Origin of the sequence: Brevibacterium sp. Marseille-P9724, from assembly GCF_902500275.1 — a bacterium.
GTDB lineage: Bacteria > Actinomycetota > Actinomycetes > Actinomycetales > Brevibacteriaceae > Brevibacterium.
Genome location: NZ_LR722993.1, coordinates 1 through 22,736, shown reverse-complemented (window position 1 = coordinate 22,736; position 22,736 = coordinate 1). Strand labels below are relative to the sequence as shown.

The following is a 22,736-nucleotide window of genomic DNA, read 5'->3' as shown; positions in this document are numbered from 1 at the left end:
GCAGCTGACAGCTCCACGCAGTTTCAAACGATCGTTCAACCCGGTGTCGCGCCGCGCTGCCCGGCCCTCTATTGTGGGGAGCAACACAGCACACCTTCCAAGGGGACTCATTGACCGACATCGTGATCTGCTCACCCGTCCGCTCTGCGGTCGGGGCCTTCGGCGGACAGTTCAAGGACATCCCCGTCGAAGACCTCGCATCCGAGGTCATCACCGGACTGATGAGCGCTTCCGGGCTGCCCGGCGAAGCCGTTGACAGTGTCATCCTCGGCCACTGCTACCCCACAATGGAAGCCCCTGCACTGGGCCGCGTGGCAGCCCTCAACGCGGGGCTGCCCCTGACTGCCGGGGGTTCACAGGTTGACCGCCGCTGCGGGTCCGGCCTGTACTCGGTGCTCCTGGCCGCCGGTGAAATCGCCACCGGCGCATCCGCGGTGGTCATCGCAGGCGGCGCCGAATCCATGAGCCGCGCACCCTTCTACGCCGAAGACATACGCTTCGGGGTGAAGACACCCGGCATCAGCTTCAAAGACGGGCTCTCGCGCGGTCGAACCACGGCCGGCGGCAAAAACCATCCCGTCCCCGGCGGCATGATCGAAACCGCCGAGAACCTCCGCGCTGACTACGACATCAGCCGGGCAGAACAAGACGCCCTGGCCGTCGAATCCCACCGCCGGGCAGCAGCCGCCGTCGAAGGCTGGCGCTTTGCCGACGAGATTGTGCCGATCACCATCCCCGCAGGCCGCAAGAGCCCAGAACACCAGGTGACACAAGACGAACACATCCGACCCGGCACCTCGGCGGAAAAGCTCGGGAAACTCCGGCCGATCATGGCCGGGCAGGACACCGGCGCGACCGTAACAGCCGGCAACGCCTCCGGCCAGAACGATGGCGCCGCCGCCTGCATCGTGACAACCCGGGAAAAGGCAGACGAGCTCGGCCTGACGCCGATGCTGCGCCTGGTGTCCTGGGCACAGGCCGGTGTTGACCCCACCCGGATGGGAATCGGCCCCGTCCCAGCAACAGCAGCGGCACTGCGCCGGGCCGACCTCAGACTTGCCGATATGGACCTCATAGAGCTCAACGAGGCCTTCGCCGCCCAGGCGCTCGCGGTCACCCGCGAATGGGGCTTCGGAGAGTTCCCCGCAGACGGCGAAACACCCGAATCCAGCGACTTCGCACGCATGAACGTCAACGGTTCCGGAATTTCGCTCGGCCACCCGGTCGGTGCGACAGGAGCGCGCATTCTAGCAACCCTGGCGCACGAAATGCACCGTCGCGACGCTCGATTCGGGCTCGAAACCATGTGCATCGGCGGCGGACAGGGCTTGGCCGCTGTGTTTGAGCGGATCTGAGGGAGCACCCGGGAAACATGTGGAACACACCACAGGATCCCGTCACAGCTCATTTAGACAAAACGGTAAGAAAAACCTTGTTTTTTGGTTGATACGATCAAGAAACAGCACCTTCGAACAACCGAAGATCGCGGGAAACCGCGAATCCTCAGGAAGGATGACAACCCCATGCGGATTGTTACTTTTGTGAAGTACGTTCCGGACGCCGCCGGCGATCCCGAATTCCTCGATGACAACACCGTCGACCGCGAAAGCGACGGCCTGCTGTCGGAGATCGACGAATACCCCGTCGAACTCGCTCTGACACTTGCCGAAGACGCGGACGACGCCGAAGTCATCGCCCTGACCGTCGGCCCGGACGACGCCGTCGACGCCGTCCGCAAGGCCCTGCAGATGGGTGCCGACTCCGGTGTTCACATTGTCGACGACGCCATTGCAGGCTCGGACGCACTGGCCACCGCGAAGGTCCTCGCCGCCGCAGTGAAGAAGGTCGAAGAAGAAGAGGGCCCGGTCGACCTGATCCTCACCGGCTTCGCATCGACCGACGGCAACACCTCGGTTGTCCCGACCCAGGTTGCCGAACTGCTCGGCCTGCCCGCCGCAACAGTTGTTTCGGCAGCTGAACTCGACGGCCAGACGCTCAAGACCCGCCGTGACGGCGACACCTCGTCGCGCACCGTCGAAGTGCAGCTGCCGGCTCTCGTTTCGGTCACCGACCAGACAAACGACCCGCGCTACCCGTCCTTCAAGGGCATCATGGCCGCTAAGAAGAAGCCCCTGGAAGAGTACGACCTCTCCGAACTCGGCCTCGACGAAGGCGAAGTCGGCGCAGCCGGTTCGTACACCGAGGTTGTTGAAGTCGCCGCCGCTCCGCCGCGCCAGGCCGGCGAAGTCGTCACCGACGAAGGCGAAGGCGGAAACCAGCTCGTCGAGTGGCTCGCTTCGAAGAAGCTCGTCTGATCCCTGCCCATATCGAATCTCTAAGGAAGATTTATGTCTGAAGTACTCGTACTCGTTGACCACGTGGGCGGAACCGTTCAGAAGTCCACGTTCGAACTCCTCACGGCTGCCGCCCAGCTGGGCGAACCCGTCGCCGTTTTCGTCGGCTCGGACGCTGACGCCCAGACCGCTGCCGCTGACCTCGCCAAGTACGGCGCCGCCAAAGTCCTCGTCGCATCTGACGCTTCGCTGACCGAGTTCCTCGTTGCCCCGCAGGGCGAGCTCGTCGCCTCGCTGGTCGAATCGCGTCAGCCGGCTGCCGTTCTCGCTTCGGCTTCGGCTGACAACACGGAAGTCCTGGCCCGCTCGGCCGCGAAGACCGGTTCGGGTGTCATGACCAACGTTTCGGACCTCGACGGCGAAGGCCAGGGCACCCAGTCGGTGTTCGCCGGCGCCTACACCGTCAAGTCGAAGGTCATCAAGGGTGTTCCGCACATCCTGCTCAAGCCCAACTCGATCGAAGCTGCCGAAGCATCCGGCGCCGGTGCTGTCGAAGCTGTTGACTTCACCGCATCAGACGCAGCCAAGACTGCCAAGATCACCGCTGTGGAAGAAAAGGCCTCCTCGGGTCGCCCCAGCCTGACCGAAGCTGCTGCCGTTGTTTCGGGTGGTCGCGGCACCGGCGGCGACTTCGGCCCGGTTGAACAGTTCGCCGACGCCATCGGTGCTGCCGTGGGTGCTTCGCGCGCTGCTGTTGACGCCGGCTGGTACCCGCACTCCTCGCAGGTCGGTCAGACCGGCAAGGTCGTCTCCCCGCAGCTGTACGTTGCAGCCGGCATTTCCGGTGCTATTCAGCACCGTGCGGGCATGCAGACCTCGAAGAACATCGTCGCGATCAACAAGGACGACGAAGCTCCCATCTTCGAACTGTCTGACTACGGCGTTGTCGGTGACCTCTTCACCGTTCTGCCGCAGGCCACGGAAGCAGTCAACGCACGCAAGTGATGTGACTGCCGCTCTGCCGACGGGCGCCTCGTCTTCTCTGACGAGGCGCCCGTCGCCGTTTCTGCCCGCTTGTGTGACGCGCGGGTAGAGTGGGGCGTGTGCCTGACCGTACTGATCTGTTTCCCCGCCGCACAAAGGCGAAGCTGACCCGCACCTCGTGGGCTTATGCCTGGGCGCGGACAATTCAGCGCTTCGGCGACGATCGGCGTATGGATTCGGCTGCCACGCTCAGCTATTACTTTCTTCTGTCTGTCATCCCGGCCCTCGGCGCCGGGATTTCCATGTTGACGGTGTTCGGCCAGGGTCCGGCAACGGTCGAGGCGATTCTCCAGGTGTTTCAGCAGGCGACGGGCTGGTCGCGCCTGCAGAGCATGTACGAACCTCTCATGTCGATGGCGCGGTCTTCTGCGAACCTTCCCGTGTTCATAGGCGGCATTATCCTGTCTTTGTGGTCTGCCGGCCGCTATGTGCGCACTTTTGGCCTTATGGTCAACGATGTTTTCGAAGTCAGCGAGGGGCGCGCCTGGTGGGCGCTGCGGTTTCAGTCATTTCTCGTGACCCTGCTTCTGATTCCGCTGATCATTGCGATCTTCGGTCTGCTGACGGGCAGGACGGACTGGCTGGAGTTCTTCAATGTTCCCGATTCGGCACTCTTCGCCTGGAAAGTCGCACGGTTCCCGCTGATTGTTCTGTTCATGTTCTTCACGATTGCGGTGCTGGGTGCTTGGACGTCTAACGTCAAACGACCACAGCGCAATCCGCTCACAGTCGGCGCGGGTGTGGCTCTTGCCGCGTGGCTGCTGCTGACCGCCGCCGTGTACTTCTTTGTCATCACGGTCGGCTTGGCGTCCGCCTACGGCGCTTTGTCGATTCCCTTTGTGCTGCTCACCTGGCTGTGGCTGACGAACCTGGCGCTGGTCTTCGGCATCCAGTTCGACTGTGAAATGCTGCGGGCGCGGCGTTTGCAGTCTGGCATTCCGGCCGAAGCCGACATCCTCCTGCCGCCGAAGGCCACCGGCCGGATCATAGGTGTGGAGCGGCGTGAATTCATGCTGTCGTATCTGGGAGCGCAGCTTCGCCGCTCGGAGGGCCGCACTGTCGGAAAGGTCGAATACGCGTCGTTCCTCGCCGACCCCACCCTGCGTCGACTCAAGAAGCTGCGGCTGCGATTCGGCTCTGGGCGAAGTCGCGATTAGCACCCGGGCGAGGGTCGATTTCTGCCTTAGACTGAAAGAGGTCGCCCACTACAACAGGAGTGAAAAATGAAGAAGCGCTACGTACTTCTGGCTGGACTGGCTGCTGGATTCGTTCTCGGTTCCCGCAGCGGCCGCCAGACCTACGACAAGCTGAAGTCCGAAGCCGAAAAGGTGTGGAACAGCCCCGATGTCCAGGCCGGCGTTCAGCAGGTCACTGAAACGGTCCGCGAACAGGGCCCGGAAGTAGCCGAGAAGATTCAGGAATCGGTGCGCGAAGGCGTCGAGAAGGTCCGCAAGAGCTGATCTTCTCTCTCAGCGGGTGCGGAGCGCGGTCACTGGCCGCCTCCCGCCCGCTTTTCTGTGCTGGGACGGACAGCCGAAGGGCTCAGTGCCGCTGACAAGAATCAGTGGGCACGGCCGCACTCCCGAACGCCGTCTGGCGTTGCCGTGCGGCTTTTCTCCCGTACGGTGTTTTTCAGAGCTCGATGCGTCGAGCGGCCTGCACGACGCGGTTGACAGCTCCTAGGGTGGCGATCATCGCCGGATCGAGGCTCTGTCCCGTTCCGGGGTCAGCTGCGTCGACCATGGCGACCACAAGCTGGCCTCCGACTCCTGACTTCGCCAGGCTGAGGGCTTCTGCGGTCATTCCACCGCGGATCTTGAACTGCCCAACACCCACGGCGGTGCGTGCCTGCGCTTCGGCCTGGAAGGCATTGCGGTCCACCAGACCCACTTCGATCTGCTCTTTGAGCAGGGTGGGATCGCGCTGCCATACGTCTGGATCGATCACGCCGACCGTGGGGAGTTCACTGAGAACATCGAAGATCTGCCCATCAGACCCTCCGGCGTCATACCACTCTTCAAGTTTCTGCAGAGCTTCCAGTCCGGGTCCGTTTGCGAATGGGCCCCCGCGCACCGACGGGTCGAAGAAGTCGTCGGGCGCTGCCTCAGAGAAGAGCGGGTGGCTGCCGGACCGGGTGGGAATTGGGCCGCTGCCAATGAAAAGTTTCATATTGGGACGATAGCCTCGCCCAGGAGCAATGGAGAGACCCAGAACACCCTTTTCAAGCAGTTCGCACCCAGGGTCCTACGATTTCAGTACCAGGGCCCCTACCAGCCAAAGCGCCCGCCCAGTCCGACGCTCCACCCACGGGCCCAGTCTGCCGTGGGCTTGGGTCCGGCCCGCGTCTCAGCCCTCCGGGATCATGATGGTAACGGCCTCTGCGATGCAGGCGGGGCGCTCCTCGCCTTCGATTTCGATTGTGTGGGTCATGACCACCTGAATGCCGGAGCTTTTGACGTTCACTTCGGTCAGTTCGACGGTGTCGCGCAGCCGGGAGCCCACGCGGACCGGACTGGGGAAGCGCACTTTGTTGCACCCGTAGTTGATCTTCGCCTTCATGCCGGTGACGCTGACGGCTTCCGAGGACAGCAGCGGAATGAGCGACAGCGTCAGGAAGCCGTGGGCGATGGGCGCTCCGAAGGGTCCCGCCGCCGCGCGGTCAACGTCGACGTGGATCCACTGGTGGTCGCCGGTCGCATCGGCGAAGGCGTTGATGCGCTGCTGATCGACTGTGATCCAGCCGCTTGACCCGAGAACTCTGCCGACGTTGTCTTGAAGGCCTTTCAGGCCGTGGATTTCGAGCATCGCTCCTCCTTTGTCTCTGCGCGGCACCCCTGTGTGCCGCACGTTTCCATACTAGGACCGACCGTGCCGGGCGCACCGGCGAATTATGATGGCGTCGACAAGGAGGTCAGCATGGCGAACACATCTCTGACAAGCCCCGGGCCGCCGGCACCCATTCGGCCTGCCGTCAGCGTGCTCGCACTGCGCGGCAGTCCCGCAGGCGGAATTGAGGTGTTTGTTCAGCACCGCCGCAAGAGCATGGACTTCGCTGCCGGGGTCGTCGCCTATCCGGGCGGCCGGGTTGATCCGGTCGACTTCGCACGAGGCGCCTCCGACTCCCGCTGCCCGGTTGCGCAGGAGCATGCTCGCCTGTGGGGCAGTGCGGTGGATTTGAGCTTTGAGCCCGGTTCCGCCGGGCATCAGCCCGGCCAGGACGCAGCATTTCCGGCGGCGGTTCTGCTGGCCGCCGCACTGCGGGAACTGGAAGAGGAGACGGGGGCGTCAGCCGCACCGGAGGCGTGTGTGCCGTGGGATGTGTGGACCACTCCCCCGGGCTATCCGCGCCGTTTTGACACGTTTTTCTACGCACTCGACGCATCTGATCTTCAGCTGCAGAACACGACGACGGAGGCTTCTGTCGGCCGGTGGTCTTCCACCGGGGATCTGCTGGAGCAGTTCTATGCCGGGGACATTCGCCTGTGGCGGCCCACGTATACGCTGCTGCGCTCAGTTCACGAACTCGGTGACCCTTCCGAGATCAGCGCTGGGCGGCGCATAGTGCCGGACCGTCCGGACAGCAGCGCACCCGATGACGCACACCATAGGAAGTTTGGGCTCTAAGGGGTGTCGCTGGGCTGTCGTCTACAGCAGAATGATGCCGCGCACCACGGCGGCGAGCGCTCCGAGGCTTACGAGCACCACGGCCATGCGCCGCGCCCCGGCTGCGGAAACCCGCTGGGCTGCCGCGCTGCCGACGGCAACGCCCCCGATGACGGCGGCGATGAGCACGGCAAAGAACCACCACGGGGGAAGGTTCCCGACAGCGCCGACTCCGGCAATGAGCTTGGTGACCACGGACATGATGGCAAGCATCATGAAGGTCGGCTGCATGGTTGCGGCGAAGCTGCGCTGGGGCCAGCGGGACACGCGGGCGTAGATGACCATGGCGGGGGCAGAAACCCCGGCTGCCGTGTTGAGGAAGCTGGCCGTGATCCCGGTTGCTGCGGTCAGCGCGCTTGATGACACCTGCGGCAGGCGGGGTGCGCTGAAAGTGGTCATGAGCGCAATGAGCACAATGCTGCCGATGAAGATCGTGAGGATCGCAGGGTCGGCGTCGCGGACCAGCAGCGCGGCAGGCCACGATCCGAGCACGGCGAAGCCAACCAGGAAGCCGAAGCGCTTCCAGTCGACTTCGCTGAGAACTGCCAGTCCGATCAGCAGCCCGGAGATGATCGTCGCGGTGTTGGTGACGAACACGCCCAGCTGGGGGCCTACCAGCAGGGTGAAGACGGGGGCGGCGACCAGGCCTACGCCGATTCCGGAGATCCGCTGCAGAACGGCTCCGCAGAAGACGGCGATGAGGCCGATGACGATCGCTGCCACTGTCATCAGCTGCGCGAGATCCTGGCGACCATGTCCGGGTTGAGGTCGCGCAGCGACTGTGCGCCCATGAGCTGCATCGACACGATGGTCTCCTGGCGCAGCAGGTCGAGGACCTTGTTGACTCCGGCTTCGCCCGCGGCCATGAGGCCGTACAGGTAGGCCCTGCCGATAAGCGTGAAGTCTGCCCCGAGCGCCAGGGCGGTCACAATGTCCGAACCGCGCATAATTCCTGAATCGAGGATGATGTCGACGTCGTCGCCGGCGGCTTCGCGCACCCGTGGCAGCGCGTCCAGGCTGATGGGGGCCTTGTCCAGCTGTCTGCCGCCGTGATTGGACACGACGAGCCCGTCGGCTCCGGCATCGAGTGACCGGCGGGCGTCGTCTTGCGTCAGGACGCCTTTGACGAACAGTTTGCCCGGCCACTGATCGCGGATCCAGCGCAGATCGTCCATCGACAGCGTGGGGTCGAACATGGAGTTGATGAGGCTGGGCAGGTCGCTGGTCTTGCCCGACAGGGTGGCAAAGGACAGCGGGTCGGACGTGAGGAAGTTGAACCACCACTCCGGCCGGTAGGAAGCATCGAGAACGGTGCCGGCAGTGAGCTTCGGCGGGACGGTCATGCCGTTGCGCACATCGCGCAGACGCTGCCCGGCCACGGTTGTGTCGACGGTGACGAGCAGCGTGTCGAAGCCATTGGCGGCAGCGCGCTTGAGCAGATCCTGGGACACTGAACGGTCGGCGAACAGGTACAGCTGGAACCACTTGGCTGCTGCCGGTGAGGCCGCGGCGACGTCTTCGATTGAGCGCGTGCCCATGGTTGAGAGCGAAAAGGGAACGCCGAAGCGCTCCGCGGCACGCACACCGGCGATTTCGCCCTCGGTGTGCATCATCCGGGTGAAGCCCGTAGGCGCAATTCCGACGGGCAGGCCGAAGGTGCGTCCGGCGACTTCCGCGCTGAGGTCGACATCGGCTGAGCCTGCGAGGATCGCGGGGGTCAGTTCGATGTCGTCGAAGGCCCGGCGGTTGCCGTCGTAGGTCAGTTCGGCCTGCGCGGCTCCGTCGACGTAGTCAAAGGCTGCTGTGGGCGTGCGGCGCTTGGCGATCTTGCGCAGATCGTAGATGTCGCCCACACGGGACAGGCGGGCACGGCGTCGATTGAGTTCAACGTCGAACTGCAGGAGCGGAGCAAGGTCGGACCACCGGGGAATGCGTCTTATAACAGCCATAGTCGAATAGTACCCACGGCCCGGCTCAGCCCTCGGGTGTGATCAGACCAGGGTCGAGTTTTCGTTGTCGCCCATCCGACCGGAGAGCAGAATTGCCACCGCGGAGATCAGTCCGCACAGCATGAGGTAGCCGACTGCCAGCCAAATGCTGCCTCCGGCTGCGCTGATGAGCATGGCCACGATCATCGGGGAAAAGCCCGCAACGAGCGCGCCGTTGAGTTCGCGGACGAAGGACATGCCGGACAGGCGCACGTGCGCGGGGAACAGGTTGGACAGAAGTGCTCCCTGACCGCCGGAGGTGCCTGTGATGATGAGCGCGTAGCCCAGGGCGATTGCCAGGGCGGACGGTCCGAATTCACCGGTCTTCAGCAGAAGGAAGATGGGTCCGCTGAGCACCACCATGATTAGGCTGGCTGCCGCCATGACCTTCGATGCGCCGATCCTGTCGGCGAGCATGCCGCCGAACGGCGTTGTCACAACGGCAACCGCCGAGCCGATGACAACTGCCAGCAGGGCCTGGGGACGGTCAAGACCGCCGTCGATGCTCAGCATGAAGCCGATCGAAAAGGTGGCCAGCGTGTACTGCATCGCGTTGTGGCCGACGAGGGCCAGGAAGCCGACGACGACCTGCTTGGGGAACTTCGCCAGAACGTACTTCAACGGCGCGGTGGTGTCGCGCTTCTTCTGTTCTGCCAGTTCTTGTGCGGCAACGTACTCCGGGGTCTCCTCCAGGCGGCGGCGAATGTAGAACGCCACGAGGAACAGCACGGCGGAAACGAGGAACGGCACGCGCCATCCCCAGCCGAACAGCTGTTCTTCGCTCAGCCCGCTGACGATGAAGAACGCGGCCGTGGCCAGGGAGATTCCGGCGGGCGGGGCGGCAAGCACGATTCCGGTGAAGAGTCCGCGCCTGCGCAGCGGCACGTATTCTGCCACGAGGGTCACTGCACCGGACAGTTCGGCGCCAGCGCCGAAGCCCTGCACGAAGCGCAGGAGGATCAACAGGATCGGTGCGAGCATCCCCACCTGTGCCGCGGTGGGCAGAAGGCCCATGCCGACTGTCGCACCGGCCATGAGCACGATTGTGAGGATCATGGCGGTCTTGCGCCCGCGCGTATCCCCCAGGTGCCCGATCACGATTCCGCCCAGCGGGCGGGCGAGGAAGCCCACGCCGAACGTGGCGAGGGCTGCGAAGGTTTCGGCGCTGCTGGCGTCTGACGGGAAGAACAGAGGCCCGATGATCATTCCGGCGACCGCGCCGTAGAGCGCGTAGTCGTACCACTCGATGACGGTGCCGAGTACGGATGCTGTCACTGCCCTGCGGGCGCCGGGGGTCATCTGCTCCGGGGCCGAGGTGGAAATCGTCTGGGTCATGATCCTCTGTTCTGCTGTGTGCCGGGCTGGTCACCGGGAACCGGCGCCCTGCCGGCGTGATTATGTCACAGCTCACGTTTAGAATCGTCACCATGGCACAGATCGTTCTCTTTCACTCAGCGCTCGGCCTGAACGACGGAATGCGCCGTATGGCCGGTGTCTTCACAGAAGCCGGCCACACGGTGCACACGCCGGACTTCTACGACGGCAGGGTGTTCGACAATGTTCCCGACGGCATCGCCTATCGCGACGAAGTCGGCTTTCCCGCACTTGCCCAGCGGGCCTCCGCTGCGGTGGAAGAACTGGGACTTGAGGGACCCGTATATTTCGGCGGGTTCTCCCTCGGTGCCGCCATGGCGCAGTCTTTCGGCAAACGCCACCGGCAGGCGGCGGGTGCTTTTCTGTGCCACGCCGGCGGTGTGCCGAAGCCCACCTCGTGGAATGGCGGCTGCTGGCTGCAAATGCACTATACGCAGGGCGACGAATGGGTCGATGCGAAGCAGGCTGAGATTCTCATCGATTCGGCTCGGGCGGCAGGCGCCCGGGCTTGCGTACACGTCTACCCCGGAAGCGCGCACCTTTTCGGCGATCCCACCGCACCGGAGTACAGCCCAGAACTGGCACAGAAGATGTGGGGCACCATCCTGGCGGCCATCAGCTGACAGTCCAGCCGCCGGGAGCAACCCCAGACAAGACAGCGGCGCCGACCCATTAGGATTGACTGGGCATTATTCATTCATCCAACGGGGCCGCGCATCTTTCACTGTCCGGCCCTGGGAACCAGGAACTGGACGCTGTTGAACGGAAACACGACACTTCGGCACGAGAACACATCCCTTCTGAGTGTCTCGGAAGTGACTGCACCCATCGAAGTGACGTCCGCCTTCTACGACGAACAGCTGAAGTCCACACTTGACCGCCTGGGACTGCCCGAAGGTCTCCTGCAGCGGGTCGCGGGTGTGAATTCGCGCCGCAACTGGGCAGAAGACTCCGGCGGCTTCGTCGAAGGCGGCGTTGCGGCCGGCAAGAAAGCACTCGCCGCAGCCGGCATCGAAGCCGGGCAGATCGGCCTGATGATCAACGCGTCGGTCACCCGCGCCAATCTGGAACCGTCCGTGGCGGTGTCGATTCACGACGGCATCGGCCTGCCGTCGTCAGCCATGAACTTCGACATCGCCAATGCGTGCCTGGGCTTTGTCAACGCGATGGCGGTCGCGGGGAACATGATCGAATCCGGTGCCATCGAGTACGCGCTCGTCGTGGCCTCCGAAGACGCGTCGAAAGTCCAGCGGGCCACCCTCAAGCGCTTGCAGCGCGAAGGCATCACCCGCGCCGAATACCTCAACGAATTCGCCTCCCTGACCCTGGGCTCCGGCGCCTCGGCCGCCGTTCTGGGACGCGCGGACAAGCACCCGGAAGGCCATCGGATCCTCGGCAGTGTGACGCGTGCGGCCACGTGGAACCACGAGCTGTGCGTGGGCGATCACGACGGCATGTTCACCGACACCGCGGGACTGCTGTCCAACGGCATGCAGCTGGTCACCTCGGCGTGGGAAGAAGCCCACGAAAACGGGTGGGACTGGACCGATATGGACCGCTACATCATGCACCAGGTGTCCGATGTGCACGTCAACGCCATTACCAAGGCCGCGAAGATCCCCCTGGAGCGGGTGCCGAAGACCTACCCGGTGCTGGGCAATGTGGGGCCCGCTTCGCTCCCGATCACGCTCGCCCGCGAAGTCGATTCGCTCACAGCCGGTGACCGGGTTCTGGCAATGGGTGTGGGCTCAGGTCTCAACACCTCCATGACGGAGATCGTCTGGTAGAAAAACCGGCACACTACGAGGAGAGAAGCTCATTGTCGACTGAAAACAGCCCTCTTCCAGCCGCTGCCGCGCAGCTGCCGCCGAATCTTCCCGAATGGGATCCCCGATGGTCCCGCCTGGTCACGGTCGGCGAACACACCTTCCACGTTCTCGACACCGCTTCGGCTTTGCATGACATCGGAATGGAACCGGCCGGCACGATTGTCGCCGTGCACGGCAATCCCACGTGGTCGTATATGTGGCGCAGACTCGCGCAGGCATCACTCGAAGCTGCCGAGGCAGGCGGCACCGCGTGGCGGGTCATCGCCCCCGACCAGCTGGACATGGGCTATTCCGAGCGCATCGAGCACCCAGTGCCCACACCGCACGGCACCGGCTATTTCCGTCTTGCCGATCGCATAGGCCAGCTTGACGCGCTCATTTCAGAGCTCGTCGACGACAGTCTTCCGCTGGTCACACTCGGACACGACTGGGGTGGGGCCATTTCGCTTGGCTGGGCAGCCCGCAACACTGAGCGGATCAGTGCCACCATGAGCCTTAACACCGCAGTGCACCAGCCGGAGGACGCTTCCATCCCGGCGCCTCTGCAAGCGGCGCTGGCAGGCCCGCTGCTGGCCGGTTCGACCGTGTACACCGATGCGTTCATCCGCACCACGCTGCGCTTGTCAAAGAACATTTCGGACCCGCTGCGCCGCGCCTACCGCAGACCCTACGCATCCCCGCAGCGCCGCGGCGGAGTGGGCGGCTTCGTCGCCGACATTCCGGTGGATGAAAACCACCCCTCCTACGCTGAGCTGCAGCGGGTTGCCGCGGACATCGCCCGCATGCCCAATCCCGCGCTGCTCATGTGGGGACCGAAGGACCCGGTCTTCCTGGAGCGGTACCTGCGCGATCTGCGCGAGCGCCTGCCCCAGGCGGACATCCACCGCTTTGAGAAGACCTCACACCTGTTCGTCGAAGACGTCCCGTACTGGGAGACCATCTTCCAGTGGCTTGACGCCAACGTGACTGAGCAGACTCAGGCAGCTTCCACCTCGGCAGAAGAAAGCAGTCCGGCCCAAGCAGACGGGCCTGAACCGGACTTCGTGTTCTCGGCGCTCGATGCCAAACGCCGCGAGCGCTCGATCGCGAGTGTCGACATGTCGGCACACCCCGCCCAGGCGGTTTCCTGGGCCCAGCTGGCCGGAGTCGTCGACAACATTGCGGCAGGTTTGAAGGCCATGGGCCTGCGCAAGGGCGATCGGGTCAGCCTGCTGATCGAACCGGGCAACAATCTCACGGCGGCCGCCTACGCGGTGCTCAAGGTCGGCGGTGTTGTCGTTGTGGCAGACGCGGGGCTTGGGCCAGCCGGTATGACTCGGGCGGTCAAAGCTGCCGACCCACAGTGGATCATCGGCGAGACCCCAGGGCTGACACTGGCCCGAGCCGGCGGATGGCCGGGACGCAGAATCTCCGTCCTGCCGCTGCCGCGGCTGCGCGCGCGGGCGCTGAAGGTCGAAACGTCGATCACGGCTCTGTCGCGGACGGCTGTGCGCGACCGCGATTCGATTGCCATACCGGAACTCGATGACGATGCCGCGATTCTCTTCACCTCCGGTTCCACCGGCCCGGCCAAGGGCGTGCGGTACACTCACCGCGGTCTCGGTGAGCTCATGCGCGTCCTCAGCGCCGAGTTCGATGTGCGCCCAGGCACGGGACTGGTTGCCGGTTTCGCGCCTTTTGCACTGCTTGGACCGGGACTGGGCGCGGTGAGCGTCACGCCGAACATGTCGGTGACAAAGCCCGCCACCCTGACCGCTTCTGCTCTTGCTGACGCCATCGTCGAGGCCGGCTGCACCATGGTGTTCGCATCACCTGCCGCCTACACGAACGTGGTCAAGACCGCGCACGCCCTGAGTGCTGAGCAGCGCGAGGCGTGCGCCGGCATTGAACTGGCGCTGTCTGCCGGTGCTCCCGTGCCGACGGTGCTCATGGAGCAGATTGCGGAAGTCTTCCCGAACGCGCGGATCAATTCGCCCTACGGCATGACGGAGAGTCTGCTGCTGACCAACATCGACTTCCCGGGTGCTGTCGAAGCCGAGGCGGATGCGGCTGACCCGGATTCGCCGGTGGTCGGCGGGGTCTGTCTGGGCAAGCCGATCGGCGCGGTCGACTTCATGCTCGCCCCGCTCGATGCCGAGGGCAAGCCCAGCGAACACACGATTTTCTTGGATGACGGAATCGGCGTGCTCAGCGAGTTCGTCGTCTCCGCCGCCCATCTGAAGGACGGCTACGACCGGCTGTGGAAGACTGACGCCGATTCCCGCCGCGACGAACACGGCGGCGCCAAACCGTGGCATCGCACGGGCGACATCGGCCGTTTTGACGCCAAGGGGCGTCTGTGGCTCGAAGGGCGCGTGCAGCACGTCATCGCCGGGCCCACGGGCCCCATTGGCCCCGGGGCCGTTGAGTCCATTGCAGAACGCACCGACGGGGTGACCCGCTGTGCGGCTGTGGGCGTCGGCCCGGTGGGCACGCAGGCGCTCGTCGTGGTGCTTGAGCCGGGCGGTCCGCAGAACCTGCGGCCGGGACTGGCCCCGCAGCCGATGATCGATGCCATCCGCGCGGCGGTTCTCGACCGTATGGGCCTCGATGTTGCGGCAGTTCTCGTCGCACCCGAATTCCCCACTGATATTCGCCACAATTCCAAAGTCGGCCGCACGGAGCTGGGAGCGTGGGCATCCCGCGTGCTTTCCGGCGCGCCGGTGGGAAGGAGCGTCTGATGAAGGTTCTCATCACCGGTGCGTCCGGTCTTCTGGGAAGTTCCACCGCCCGGGCTCTCCTTGCGCAGGGCCACGAGGTGACCACGCTGCAGCGCCGCCCCTCCGGGGTTGCAGGCGCGCGTGACGTTCAGGGCTCGGTCACGGACTTGGAAGCTGTTGACCGGGCGGTTTCCGGGCAGGATGCGCTCATCCACATGGCGGCGAAGGTGTCCATGGTCGGTGCTCCCGAAGACTTCGAAAAAGTCAATATTGACGGCACCGCGAACATTGTTGCAAGGGCCCAGCAGGCTGGAATCGGCCGCATGGTGCACATTTCGTCGCCGTCGGTTGCCCACGCTGGCGATTCTCTTGTCGGCGACGGCGCTGGCCCGGCGGACCCCGTTGCCGCCCGCGGAGACTACGCGCGCACAAAAGCCGCCGGCGAGCGCTTGGCGCTGGCGGCATCGCACGATGATTTTCGAGTGCTCGCTCTTCGCCCTCACCTCATGTGGGGCCCCGGCGAACCGCAGCTGACCGAAAGGATCATCGACCGGGCTGCACAGGGAAGGCTGCCTCTGCTGGGTTCGGGTCTGGCGATGGTCGACACCCTCTACATCGACAACGCGGTGGACGCGATTGTCGCTGCGCTGTCCGCCGCCCAGCACACGCAAGGGCTGGCTCTCGTGGTAACGAACGGGCAGCCGCGCCCCATTGGCGAGCTCATGCGCAGGATTGCGGTTGCCGGCGGTTCTGCCGAACCGACCCTGCGTGTGCCCGTGGGTGCTGCGAAGATCGCCGGAAAGGTCATTGAGAAAGTCTGGACGGCCGGTGATTTCGACGACGAGCCGCCGCTCACGGAGTTCCTCGCTGAGCAGCTTTCTACGGCGCACTGGTTTGATCAGCGGACCACGCACAGCGTTTTGAACTGGACGCCCGCGGTGTCAATTGAAGAGGGCCTGCGCAGGGTTGCGGCCCACTACGGGGGAACCGCGTAGAGAACTCTGCTGCGAGGGGCTCGGCACTGTGCCGGGCCCCTTTTGCGTGCCCAATAGCTGTGCAGAGCCCGCAACCCTTTAACCGTCCGGTATTTCGGACGGCTTCTGCGAACGATTTTGGACTTTTAACTACATTCGTGTCTTTTTGCAGGTCACAACGCTACTTACATAGATGTAACACTTCGGATTTCCCGGCGTGTGAAACTTGACAGATTATTCGCTACAGTTTCGGGAGCTCGAATCTTCCACTTCCCGAAACGAGGATCATGCGAATCATCTACACTGCCGCGACCGCACTGGGCTGCGCAGCGGCAAGCTCCCTCCTGCTCGCAGGGCCAGCCAGCGCTCTCAGCGGCAACGTCGTTGACCACAACACCCCGCACGCCGGCAGCAGCTCACAGACCAGCAGCGCACAGGACGACGGCGACTACACCTCGGTCGGCGGCCCAGCCACCCAGCGGGTGACTCCCGAAGAGGCCGACAGGGCACGCAAAGCCCAGCAGCCGCGCAGCGCACAATCCGCGCCGAAGGCCCAGGCCAAGAAAACGGTGAAGCCCGGCCCGCAGCCCAGGGGAATCGACCGCGACCAGACGGCCAACGCCCGCATCATCATCGGCGTCGGCAAGGGTGCGGGCATGAGCGACGACGCGATCATCATTGCGCTCATGACCGCCAAGCAGGAATCGGACCTGTACAACATCAGGTACGGCGACAAGGACTCCGTCGGCCTGTTTCAGCAGCGGCCCAAATACAACTGGGGTTCGAAGTCCCAGATCATGGACCGAACCTACTCCGCCAAAGCGTTCTACGGGGTCAACCCGAAGGTCAAGAACGCCGGACTCAAACAGATTCCCGGCTGGCAGAAGATGAGCAAAAACAATGCCGCACAGGCAGTGCAGCGCTCGGGCCACCCGCACCGCTACGCCCAGTGGGAGGGTCTGGCCACCGCTCTGCTCAATGCCAATCGGGACGCACCGGCCATCCGCTGACGCGCCTGCACACTGGGCTCCACCCGACTCTTGGGGAAGCAGTTCGGCAAGTGGAGTCCAAGCGCCTAAAGTAAGGGCGTGGCACGCAGAAAGACAGTACGCAGGCGACCATCGAGTCGCAGAGTTCGGCGCCGCAAAGGGGAAGGGCGCCGAAACTTCCGCAGCACTGTCATGGGCGTGACCGCCGCACTTTTGGCCCTGGGCCTGTTCACAGCGGGAACCGCAGTAACAGGGGTGCTCTCTGACCCCGATCAGCGGCAGGCAGCCAAAGAGAAGGTGTCAGAGAAGCTGGCCCCCACCTCGGCAGCGGCCCTGGATTCGGGACAGATGGAGATTGCGCGCGAAATCATCGACATCGGACGCGAACACTCCGTGTCAGATGCTGGGATCGAAATCGCGCTCATGACCGCTATGCAGGAATCCTCCCTGCGCAATCTGCCCTACGGGGACCGAGACTCGCTCGGAGTGTTCCAACAGCGCCCCTCACAGGGGTGGGGAACCGACGGTCAGGTGCTCAATGTCCACTACGCCACAACCGCGTTCTACGGAGTCAACCCGAAGGTCAAGAACGCCGGGCTCAAACAGATATCCGGCTGGCAGAAGATGAGCAAGAACGACGCCGCACAGGCTGTGCAGCGCTCGGCCCACCCGGACGCGTACGGCAAGTGGGAGCCGCTGGCCGCCGACATCCTCGCCACAGCGCCGAACAGCCGCTGAGAGGGTTCGGCCGGCCTGGAATACACTGGTGGGCATGGCACGTGATGCATACCCGCACCTGAAATTCGATGACGACGGCGAACTTCGCATTCCCGAAGACCTGACAGACGCTCAGGCCATCGAACTCACGGCCGACATCTTCAAGGTTCTCGCCACCCCGTCGCGCCTGCGGATTCTGCTTGCACTGTCGCACTCGCCGCTGACGGTGTCCGAGCTCGTGCTGCTGACGAACCTGTCTCAGCCTTTGGTGTCCCAGCACCTGCGCACGCTGCGCAATCAGCGGCTGGTCAGCGTTCAGCGCTCCGGCCGCGAAGCCCACTACGAAGTGACCGACCACCACGTAGCACACATCATTCAGGACGCGCTGGCCCACTCGGCCGAACTCTGCGACTGAACGAACGCCCCTGGCCGATGTCATCGGCTGGTTCCCCTGGCCGCCCCTCCTGGCCAATGCCCCCTGCCGCACGCCACTCGAAGCCGAGCGGTATTGTGGCCCACATCACCACAGACAATGTGGGGCACACAACAGACAGGGGGGGCATCATGACCGCCGAAAACACAGAAAACGCCTATGAAACAGCAGCGCGGCGCGCCGCAGAGGACCGCGAAGCCTTTTGGCTCGAAGCCGCTGAGGGGATCGACTGGGACTCCAAGCCCTCGCGCGCTCTCGACGATTCGCGCGCTCCCCTGTACCGCTGGTTTCCCGACGGCGAACTCAACGTCTGCTACAACGCGCTTGACCGTCACGTCGAAGCCGGCCGCGGTGAGGACACCGCGCTCATCTACGACTCCCCCGTCACGGACACCAAACAGAAGATCAGCTACAGGGAACTGACGGACACAACTGCCCGCTTCGCCAAGGTGCTGCAGGACAAGGGTGTGGAAAAGGGCGACCGCGTCATCATCTACATGCCGATGATCCCGCAGGCGGTCGTGGCAATGCTCGCCTGCGCCCGCATCGGCGCGGTTCACTCGGTTGTGTTCGGCGGTTTTTCCGCCCGCGAACTCGCAGTCCGCATCAACGACCTCAAGCCCAAGGCTATTGTGTCGGCCTCCGGCGGCATCGAACCGTCGCGGAAGGTCGAATACAAGCCCATGGTCGATGCGGCTCTTGACGAAGTCGAGCACGTTCCTGCTCTGAGCATCGTCTATGAACGCGACCTGATCCCAGCCGACATCAAGGGCGAGAACGCTACCACCGCCTCGGGAGCTCAGTACAGTGAGTACTCCTTCGATGAGCTGATGGAGCAGACCCCAAGCGGTGCGGCGCCGGTGAGCACCAGGGCGACGGATGAACTGTACGTGCTGTACACATCTGGAACCACGGGCAAACCGAAGGGCATTGTCCGCGATGCCGGCGGCTACGCGGTGGCACTCACGTGGTCGATGAAGAACCTCTACGACCTGCACCCCGGTCATACAATCTTCTGTGCGTCCGATGTCGGCTGGGTGGTGGGACACTCCTACATCGTCTACGCGCCGCTGCTGGCGGGTGTGACCACCATCGTGTTCGAAGGAAAGCCCGTCGGCGTACCCGATGCAGGTACCTTCTTCAGGGTGGTCGACGAATACGACGTCCGCCTGTTCTACGGTGCACCGACAGCCATGCGGGTCATCCGCAAGGAAGACCCCGAAGGTGAACTCATGGCCAAGTACCCCATGCAGCACCTGCGGGCGTGGATCCAGGCCGGGGAGCGCCTCGACCCGGAAACCTACAAGTGGACAACCGAAAAACTTGCACGGGCCACGGGCCGGGACATTCCGGTGTTCGACAACTGGTGGCAGACGGAAACCGGGTGGCCGATCGCGGCAAATCCCATCGGCCTGCACGAATACCCCATCAAACCCGGTTCGCCAGCTATGCCGGTGCCCGGCTATGACGTGCGGGTGGTCGATGCCGCAGGCAACCAGATGGAGCCGGGCGAAGAGGGCCTTATCATCGTCAGCCTGCCGCTTCCGCCCGGAACGCTCGCAACCGTGTGGGGTGACGACGAACGCTATGTCGACTCCTACCTGTCGTCTATTGAGGGCGCCTACCTCACCGGTGACGGCGGCTGTGTTGACGAAGACGGCTACGTCTACGTGATGGGCCGCACTGACGATGTCATCAACGTTGCCGGTCACCGCCTTTCCGCCGGTGCACTCGAAGCTGCCGTTGCGTCCCACCCGGCGGTTGCCGAGTGTGCTGTGATCGGCCTTTCCGACCCGGTCAAGGGTCAGATACCCCGTGCCCTTGTGGTGCTCAAAGCAGGGCACGAAGACGTTGACCGCGCTCAGCTGGAAAAGGAACTCGTCGCTCAGGTCCGTGTCGAGGTCGGGCCGGTGGCGGCACTGAAATCGGCCACCGTTGTCGAAGCTCTGCCCAAAACCCGCTCCGGCAAGATCCTGCGCAAAACAATGCGCGAAATCGCCGAAGGCAAAGCAGACGCAGCTGTTCCGTCGACAATTGAAGACGTGGCCGTCCTCGATGCCATCCGCCCCTCACTGCGCCAGGAGTGAGCGCTGAGCCGGTTCTGGTGACCCCAGAATCGGCACGGAAAGGGACGAGGTGGAGCTCCACCTCGTCCCTTTTCTCACCTGGTCGTGTATCAGGCCTTGTGGCGGGCCTGGAACCGTTTGATGCGCTCGAGAGCTTCAACGACGGCCTCATGGCCTGCCGCAAGTGAGATGCGCACGGCGTAGTCGCCGTGGACGCTGTCGAAGTCGCTGCCCGGCGAGACGGCCACGCCCTCTTCTTCTAGCAGCGCGGCACACCAGTCAACAGCGTCAGCGAATTCGCCGAGAGCCGGGGTGATCGTCGCGTACATGTAAAACGCGCCGTCAGCCGGTGCAAGCCCCGTCCAGCCAAGATCGTCGACGGCATCGAGAACGGCCTGACGGGCGGCGGCAAAGCCCTCAACGGCTTTTGCACCCTCTTCATAGGCGCTTTCTGAGAATGCCTCGATTGCCGCAAACTGGGACGGCACGGGGGCGCACAGCGTGAGGTTGCCGGCGAGTGCCTTGATGGGCTCGACGAGTTCTTCCGGGACGATCATCCAGCCCAGGCGCCAGCCGGTCATGCCCCAGTACTTGGAGAATGAGCTGATGACAATCGCCTGGTCAGAGCATTCGACCGCGGTTGTGCCGACGGAATCGCCGAACGTGATGCCGTGGTAGATCTCATCAGAGATCAGCCGCACGCCTTGGCGATCGCACCAGTCAGCAAGCTCAGCCATGTGTTCGGCGTCGATCATGGTGCCGGTCGGGTTGGCCGGTGAGGCAACCATGACACCCGACAGGGGAGTCTTTTCGTGTTCCTCTTCCAGCATTTCGACGGTCGGTTGGAAGCGGACTTCCTCGCCGCAGTCGAGCTCAACCACGTCGATGCCGAGAGCTTTGAGGATGTTCTTGTAGGCGGCGTAGCCGGGGCGGGCGAGTGCGACCCTATCGCCCACGTCGAAGCAGGTGAGGAACGACAGTTGGAAGGCGCCGGAAGAGCCTGCCGTGACAATGAACCGGCTCGGATCGATGTCCACGCCGTACCAGCGCTTGTAGTGACCTGCCAGAGCTTCGCGCAGGGGTGCGATGCCCTCCACCGGAGAGTACCCCAAGTCAGTGCCATCAAGAACAGCTTCGGCAGCGCGCTGGCGCACAGCAGTCGGCGCGCCCTGGCCGGGCTCGCCCACGCACAGCGAGATGACATCACGGCCTTCGGCACGCAGCTGGGCAACGCGGCGGAGAATGTCAAGAACCCTGAACCGCTGAACTTTCGATACACGAGCTGAAACAGCTTCGTAAGCTTCAGCAGTTGGGGCGTCCTCCCCCAGCGGGTCAGCGGCGATCACCATATGTGACAGGGCAGATTTTGATGACTTCATCGGCTTCATCCCTCTATAGTGCCAGGTGTTTCAAGCAGCTCGTCGAGCACCCGTGGGACCGTGTCCTGCAGATCGCCGCGAACCACCTCGTCGGCATAGGGATCAAATGGCGTCGGCTCAGCATTGAGGATCAGACCGCGAGCACCGGCCTCGATGGCCATGGGGAACATGTGGGCCACAGGAGTGACAGAAAGCGAGGTCCCAATCGCGATGATCCAGTCGCAGTTCTCTGCAGCATCGAAGGCCGCTTCAATGACGGCAGTCTGCAGCATTTCCTCAAACAGGATGGTGGTTGCACGAGTGATGCCACCGCACTGCGGGCATGCGGGGTCTGGCTCACCGTCCTTGACCCGGCGAATCATGTCTTCCATGGGCCCGGAAGCTTCACACTCTTCGCACTTCCAGGTGCGCGCACTGCCGTGAACTTCGAGTACCTTGGCCGGAGTGGAACCAGCGAGCGTGTGCAGGCCGTCGGTGTTCTGCGTAACGACTGCTTTGACGTCGGCCTGCTCTTCAGCTTTCGCGATGCGGTAGTGAGCTTCGGTTGGCGATGCCGCCCAGATGCCGGATTCAAGGCGCATCTGCCAGGCGCGTTCACGCACTTCGGGACTCTTCAGATACCACGACAGGGTGGACATGCGCTCTGCGAGAGGATCGCGCGTCCACACACCCTGCGGGCCTCGAAAGTCAGGTATACCGGCAGTTGTGCTCAGACCAGCTCCAGTCAGAAAGGTTATGCGCATTTCCTGCCTCCTCGCTTCACAGCTCCCAGCCTACTGCGGCGAATAGAACACGGCTGAGAGAGCAGACAAAAACGCCCCAGGCACGCTGTGGTGCTCGGGGCGCAAAAGGAAGAGCGAACAACGGCGCTTAAGAAAAAGTCTTTGTGAATGGGTGAAGGCCCTGGCAGGGGTTCTGGGAGCAGTGGTGCTCGACCAGGTCCTGTCAGGGCCTTCACTTGTGGTGTGGTTGCGGCGGTGTCTTACTCTCCCACACGTGTGTGCAGTACCATCAGCGCTGTCAGGCTTAGCTTCCGGGTTCGGAATGGGGACCGGGCGTTTCCCTGACGCTTTTACCACCGCAAATCTTTGGGGGTATTGATTACTCAAGGTTTGTGACCAACCAGTGTGTCTCACGTGTTGTCACCCTTCTGGGGTGGCGTGTGGGTGGTTGGTGTGGACGCGAACAACGATCATGGTGATGATGGTGTTGTGTTTGGTGTGTTACTCGTCTTGACACCCCACAGTGTGTGTGGGGTTGTTTGGGTGAGTGATTGGTGTATTAGTA

General features: G+C 63.7%; 21 protein-coding genes and 1 rRNA gene. 14 read left to right on the top strand and 8 right to left on the bottom strand.

What is annotated here, in order from left to right; all coding sequences use genetic code 11:
* Positions 1 to 110: 110 nt before the first annotated feature.
* From GC119_RS05990 to GC119_RS05970, 5 genes are all read left to right on the top strand, one after another.
* Entirely contained in the window at positions 111 to 1,355 is a 1,245-nt protein-coding gene (locus GC119_RS05990) for an acetyl-CoA C-acetyltransferase (protein ID WP_151952722.1), read from the top strand.
* Positions 1,356 to 1,523: 168 nt separating this feature from the next.
* Positions 1,524 to 2,315: an electron transfer flavoprotein subunit beta/FixA family protein gene (locus tag GC119_RS05985; RefSeq protein WP_193215633.1), complete on the top strand. Its 792-nt coding sequence runs from the start codon at positions 1,524 to 1,526 to the stop codon at positions 2,313 to 2,315.
* 33 nt (positions 2,316 to 2,348) lie between these two features.
* Positions 2,349 to 3,299: an electron transfer flavoprotein subunit alpha/FixB family protein gene (locus tag GC119_RS05980; protein WP_070575238.1), complete on the top strand. Its 951-nt coding sequence runs from the start codon at positions 2,349 to 2,351 to the stop codon at positions 3,297 to 3,299.
* A gap of 98 nt (positions 3,300 to 3,397) precedes the next feature.
* A complete protein-coding gene (locus GC119_RS05975; RefSeq protein ID WP_151952720.1) occupies positions 3,398 to 4,495 on the top strand; it encodes a YihY/virulence factor BrkB family protein in 1,098 nt (365 codons plus the stop codon).
* 66 nt (positions 4,496 to 4,561) lie between these two features.
* Positions 4,562 to 4,798: a YtxH domain-containing protein gene (locus GC119_RS05970; protein ID WP_151952719.1), complete on the top strand. Its 237-nt coding sequence runs from the start codon at positions 4,562 to 4,564 to the stop codon at positions 4,796 to 4,798.
* A gap of 172 nt (positions 4,799 to 4,970) precedes the next feature.
* On the opposite strand, the gene GC119_RS05965 is transcribed toward GC119_RS05970, so the two are convergent.
* Positions 4,971 to 5,507 carry a hypothetical protein gene (locus GC119_RS05965; protein WP_070575246.1) on the bottom strand — a complete coding sequence of 179 codons (537 nt, stop codon included), beginning with the start codon at positions 5,505 to 5,507 and terminating at the stop codon, positions 4,971 to 4,973.
* A gap of 177 nt (positions 5,508 to 5,684) precedes the next feature.
* A complete protein-coding gene (locus tag GC119_RS05960; protein WP_151952718.1) occupies positions 5,685 to 6,143 on the bottom strand; it encodes a MaoC family dehydratase in 459 nt (152 codons plus the stop codon).
* 111 nt (positions 6,144 to 6,254) lie between these two features.
* Between GC119_RS05960 and GC119_RS05955 the strand changes: the two genes are divergently transcribed.
* Positions 6,255 to 6,962, top strand: coding sequence for an NUDIX domain-containing protein (locus tag GC119_RS05955; protein WP_151952717.1), 708 nt, complete (start codon positions 6,255 to 6,257; stop codon positions 6,960 to 6,962).
* 21 nt (positions 6,963 to 6,983) lie between these two features.
* Here GC119_RS05955 and GC119_RS05950 read toward each other — a convergent pair whose 3' ends face one another.
* Genes GC119_RS05950 through GC119_RS05940 form a run of 3 tightly spaced genes read right to left on the bottom strand, consistent with a single transcriptional unit; the run spans position 6,984 to position 10,324 of the window.
* Entirely contained in the window at positions 6,984 to 7,730 is a 747-nt protein-coding gene (locus GC119_RS05950) for a sulfite exporter TauE/SafE family protein (protein WP_151952716.1), read from the bottom strand.
* Entirely contained in the window at positions 7,730 to 8,950 is a 1,221-nt protein-coding gene (locus GC119_RS05945) for an alpha-hydroxy acid oxidase (RefSeq protein WP_151952715.1), read from the bottom strand. Before GC119_RS05945 ends, GC119_RS05950 begins: the two co-directional genes overlap by 1 nt.
* A gap of 42 nt (positions 8,951 to 8,992) precedes the next feature.
* Positions 8,993 to 10,324, bottom strand: coding sequence for an MFS transporter (locus GC119_RS05940; RefSeq protein ID WP_151952714.1), 1,332 nt, complete (start codon positions 10,322 to 10,324; stop codon positions 8,993 to 8,995).
* A gap of 92 nt (positions 10,325 to 10,416) precedes the next feature.
* Between GC119_RS05940 and GC119_RS05935 the strand changes: the two genes are divergently transcribed.
* The 8 genes from GC119_RS05935 (at position 10,417) to GC119_RS05900 (ending at position 20,091) form a co-directional block, all read left to right on the top strand.
* Complete coding sequence (locus GC119_RS05935) at positions 10,417 to 10,986, top strand: dienelactone hydrolase family protein (RefSeq protein ID WP_151952713.1); 570 nt, start codon at positions 10,417 to 10,419, stop codon at positions 10,984 to 10,986.
* Positions 10,987 to 11,121: 135 nt separating this feature from the next.
* A complete protein-coding gene (locus tag GC119_RS05930; RefSeq protein ID WP_193215632.1) occupies positions 11,122 to 12,150 on the top strand; it encodes a 3-oxoacyl-ACP synthase III in 1,029 nt (342 codons plus the stop codon).
* Between the two features lie 32 nt (positions 12,151 to 12,182).
* The gene (locus GC119_RS05925) at positions 12,183 to 14,912 is read left to right on the top strand and encodes an alpha/beta fold hydrolase (RefSeq protein ID WP_151952711.1); all 2,730 of its coding nucleotides are present in this window, start codon (positions 12,183 to 12,185) and stop codon (positions 14,910 to 14,912) included.
* Positions 14,912 to 15,886, top strand: a complete 975-nt coding sequence (locus GC119_RS05920; protein ID WP_151952710.1) for an NAD-dependent epimerase/dehydratase family protein — start codon at positions 14,912 to 14,914, stop codon at positions 15,884 to 15,886. The genes GC119_RS05925 and GC119_RS05920 overlap by 1 nt, the downstream gene beginning before the upstream one ends.
* Before the next feature lie 266 nt (positions 15,887 to 16,152).
* A complete protein-coding gene (locus GC119_RS05915) occupies positions 16,153 to 16,875 on the top strand; it encodes a hypothetical protein (RefSeq protein WP_151952709.1) in 723 nt (240 codons plus the stop codon).
* A 177-nt stretch (positions 16,876 to 17,052) separates the two neighbouring features.
* The gene (locus GC119_RS05910; RefSeq protein WP_070575396.1) at positions 17,053 to 17,592 is read left to right on the top strand and encodes a peptidoglycan-binding protein; all 540 of its coding nucleotides are present in this window, start codon (positions 17,053 to 17,055) and stop codon (positions 17,590 to 17,592) included.
* A 28-nt stretch (positions 17,593 to 17,620) separates the two neighbouring features.
* Positions 17,621 to 17,986, top strand: a complete 366-nt coding sequence (locus GC119_RS05905) for an ArsR/SmtB family transcription factor (RefSeq protein WP_218079087.1) — start codon at positions 17,621 to 17,623, stop codon at positions 17,984 to 17,986.
* Positions 17,987 to 18,135: 149 nt separating this feature from the next.
* Complete coding sequence (locus GC119_RS05900) at positions 18,136 to 20,091, top strand: acetate--CoA ligase (protein WP_070777543.1); 1,956 nt, start codon at positions 18,136 to 18,138, stop codon at positions 20,089 to 20,091.
* Positions 20,092 to 20,180: 89 nt separating this feature from the next.
* Here GC119_RS05900 and GC119_RS05895 read toward each other — a convergent pair whose 3' ends face one another.
* The 3 genes from GC119_RS05895 to rrf all read right to left on the bottom strand — a co-directional run bounded on the left by GC119_RS05895 (position 20,181) and on the right by rrf (position 22,532).
* Positions 20,181 to 21,449 (bottom strand): pyridoxal phosphate-dependent aminotransferase, encoded by a 1,269-nt coding sequence (locus tag GC119_RS05895; protein WP_226829308.1) that lies wholly within the window; start codon positions 21,447 to 21,449, stop codon positions 20,181 to 20,183.
* Between the two features lie 5 nt (positions 21,450 to 21,454).
* On the bottom strand, positions 21,455 to 22,192 hold the full coding sequence (locus GC119_RS05890) for an SIR2 family NAD-dependent protein deacylase (protein WP_151952708.1): 738 nt from the start codon (positions 22,190 to 22,192) through the stop codon (positions 21,455 to 21,457).
* Between the two features lie 226 nt (positions 22,193 to 22,418).
* Positions 22,419 to 22,532 (bottom strand): 5S ribosomal RNA (gene rrf / locus GC119_RS05885).
* Between the last annotated feature and the right edge of the window lie 204 nt (positions 22,533 to 22,736).

Bases quoted from the DNA above. Each gene is read 5' to 3' on its own strand.
- GC119_RS05945 (WP_151952715.1), bottom strand. From the start codon at position 8,950: ATGGCTGTTATAAGACGCATTCCCCGGTGGTCCGACCTTGCTCCGCTC.
- GC119_RS05900 (WP_070777543.1), top strand. From the start codon at position 18,136: ATGACCGCCGAAAACACAGAAAACGCCTATGAAACAGCAGCGCGGCGC.
- GC119_RS05985 (WP_193215633.1), top strand. From the start codon at position 1,524: ATGCGGATTGTTACTTTTGTGAAGTACGTTCCGGACGCCGCCGGCGAT.
- GC119_RS05920 (WP_151952710.1), top strand. From the start codon at position 14,912: ATGAAGGTTCTCATCACCGGTGCGTCCGGTCTTCTGGGAAGTTCCACC.
- GC119_RS05895 (WP_226829308.1), bottom strand. From the start codon at position 21,449: ATGAAGTCATCAAAATCTGCCCTGTCACATATGGTGATCGCCGCTGAC.
- GC119_RS05935 (WP_151952713.1), top strand. From the start codon at position 10,417: ATGGCACAGATCGTTCTCTTTCACTCAGCGCTCGGCCTGAACGACGGA.
- GC119_RS05970 (WP_151952719.1), top strand. From the start codon at position 4,562: ATGAAGAAGCGCTACGTACTTCTGGCTGGACTGGCTGCTGGATTCGTT.
- GC119_RS05960 (WP_151952718.1), bottom strand. From the start codon at position 6,143: ATGCTCGAAATCCACGGCCTGAAAGGCCTTCAAGACAACGTCGGCAGA.
- GC119_RS05890 (WP_151952708.1), bottom strand. From the start codon at position 22,192: ATGCGCATAACCTTTCTGACTGGAGCTGGTCTGAGCACAACTGCCGGT.
- GC119_RS05980 (WP_070575238.1), top strand. From the start codon at position 2,349: ATGTCTGAAGTACTCGTACTCGTTGACCACGTGGGCGGAACCGTTCAG.
- GC119_RS05965 (WP_070575246.1), bottom strand. From the start codon at position 5,507: ATGAAACTTTTCATTGGCAGCGGCCCAATTCCCACCCGGTCCGGCAGC.
- GC119_RS05940 (WP_151952714.1), bottom strand. From the start codon at position 10,324: ATGACCCAGACGATTTCCACCTCGGCCCCGGAGCAGATGACCCCCGGC.
- GC119_RS05950 (WP_151952716.1), bottom strand. From the start codon at position 7,730: ATGACAGTGGCAGCGATCGTCATCGGCCTCATCGCCGTCTTCTGCGGA.
- GC119_RS05955 (WP_151952717.1), top strand. From the start codon at position 6,255: ATGGCGAACACATCTCTGACAAGCCCCGGGCCGCCGGCACCCATTCGG.
- GC119_RS05915 (WP_151952709.1), top strand. From the start codon at position 16,153: ATGCGAATCATCTACACTGCCGCGACCGCACTGGGCTGCGCAGCGGCA.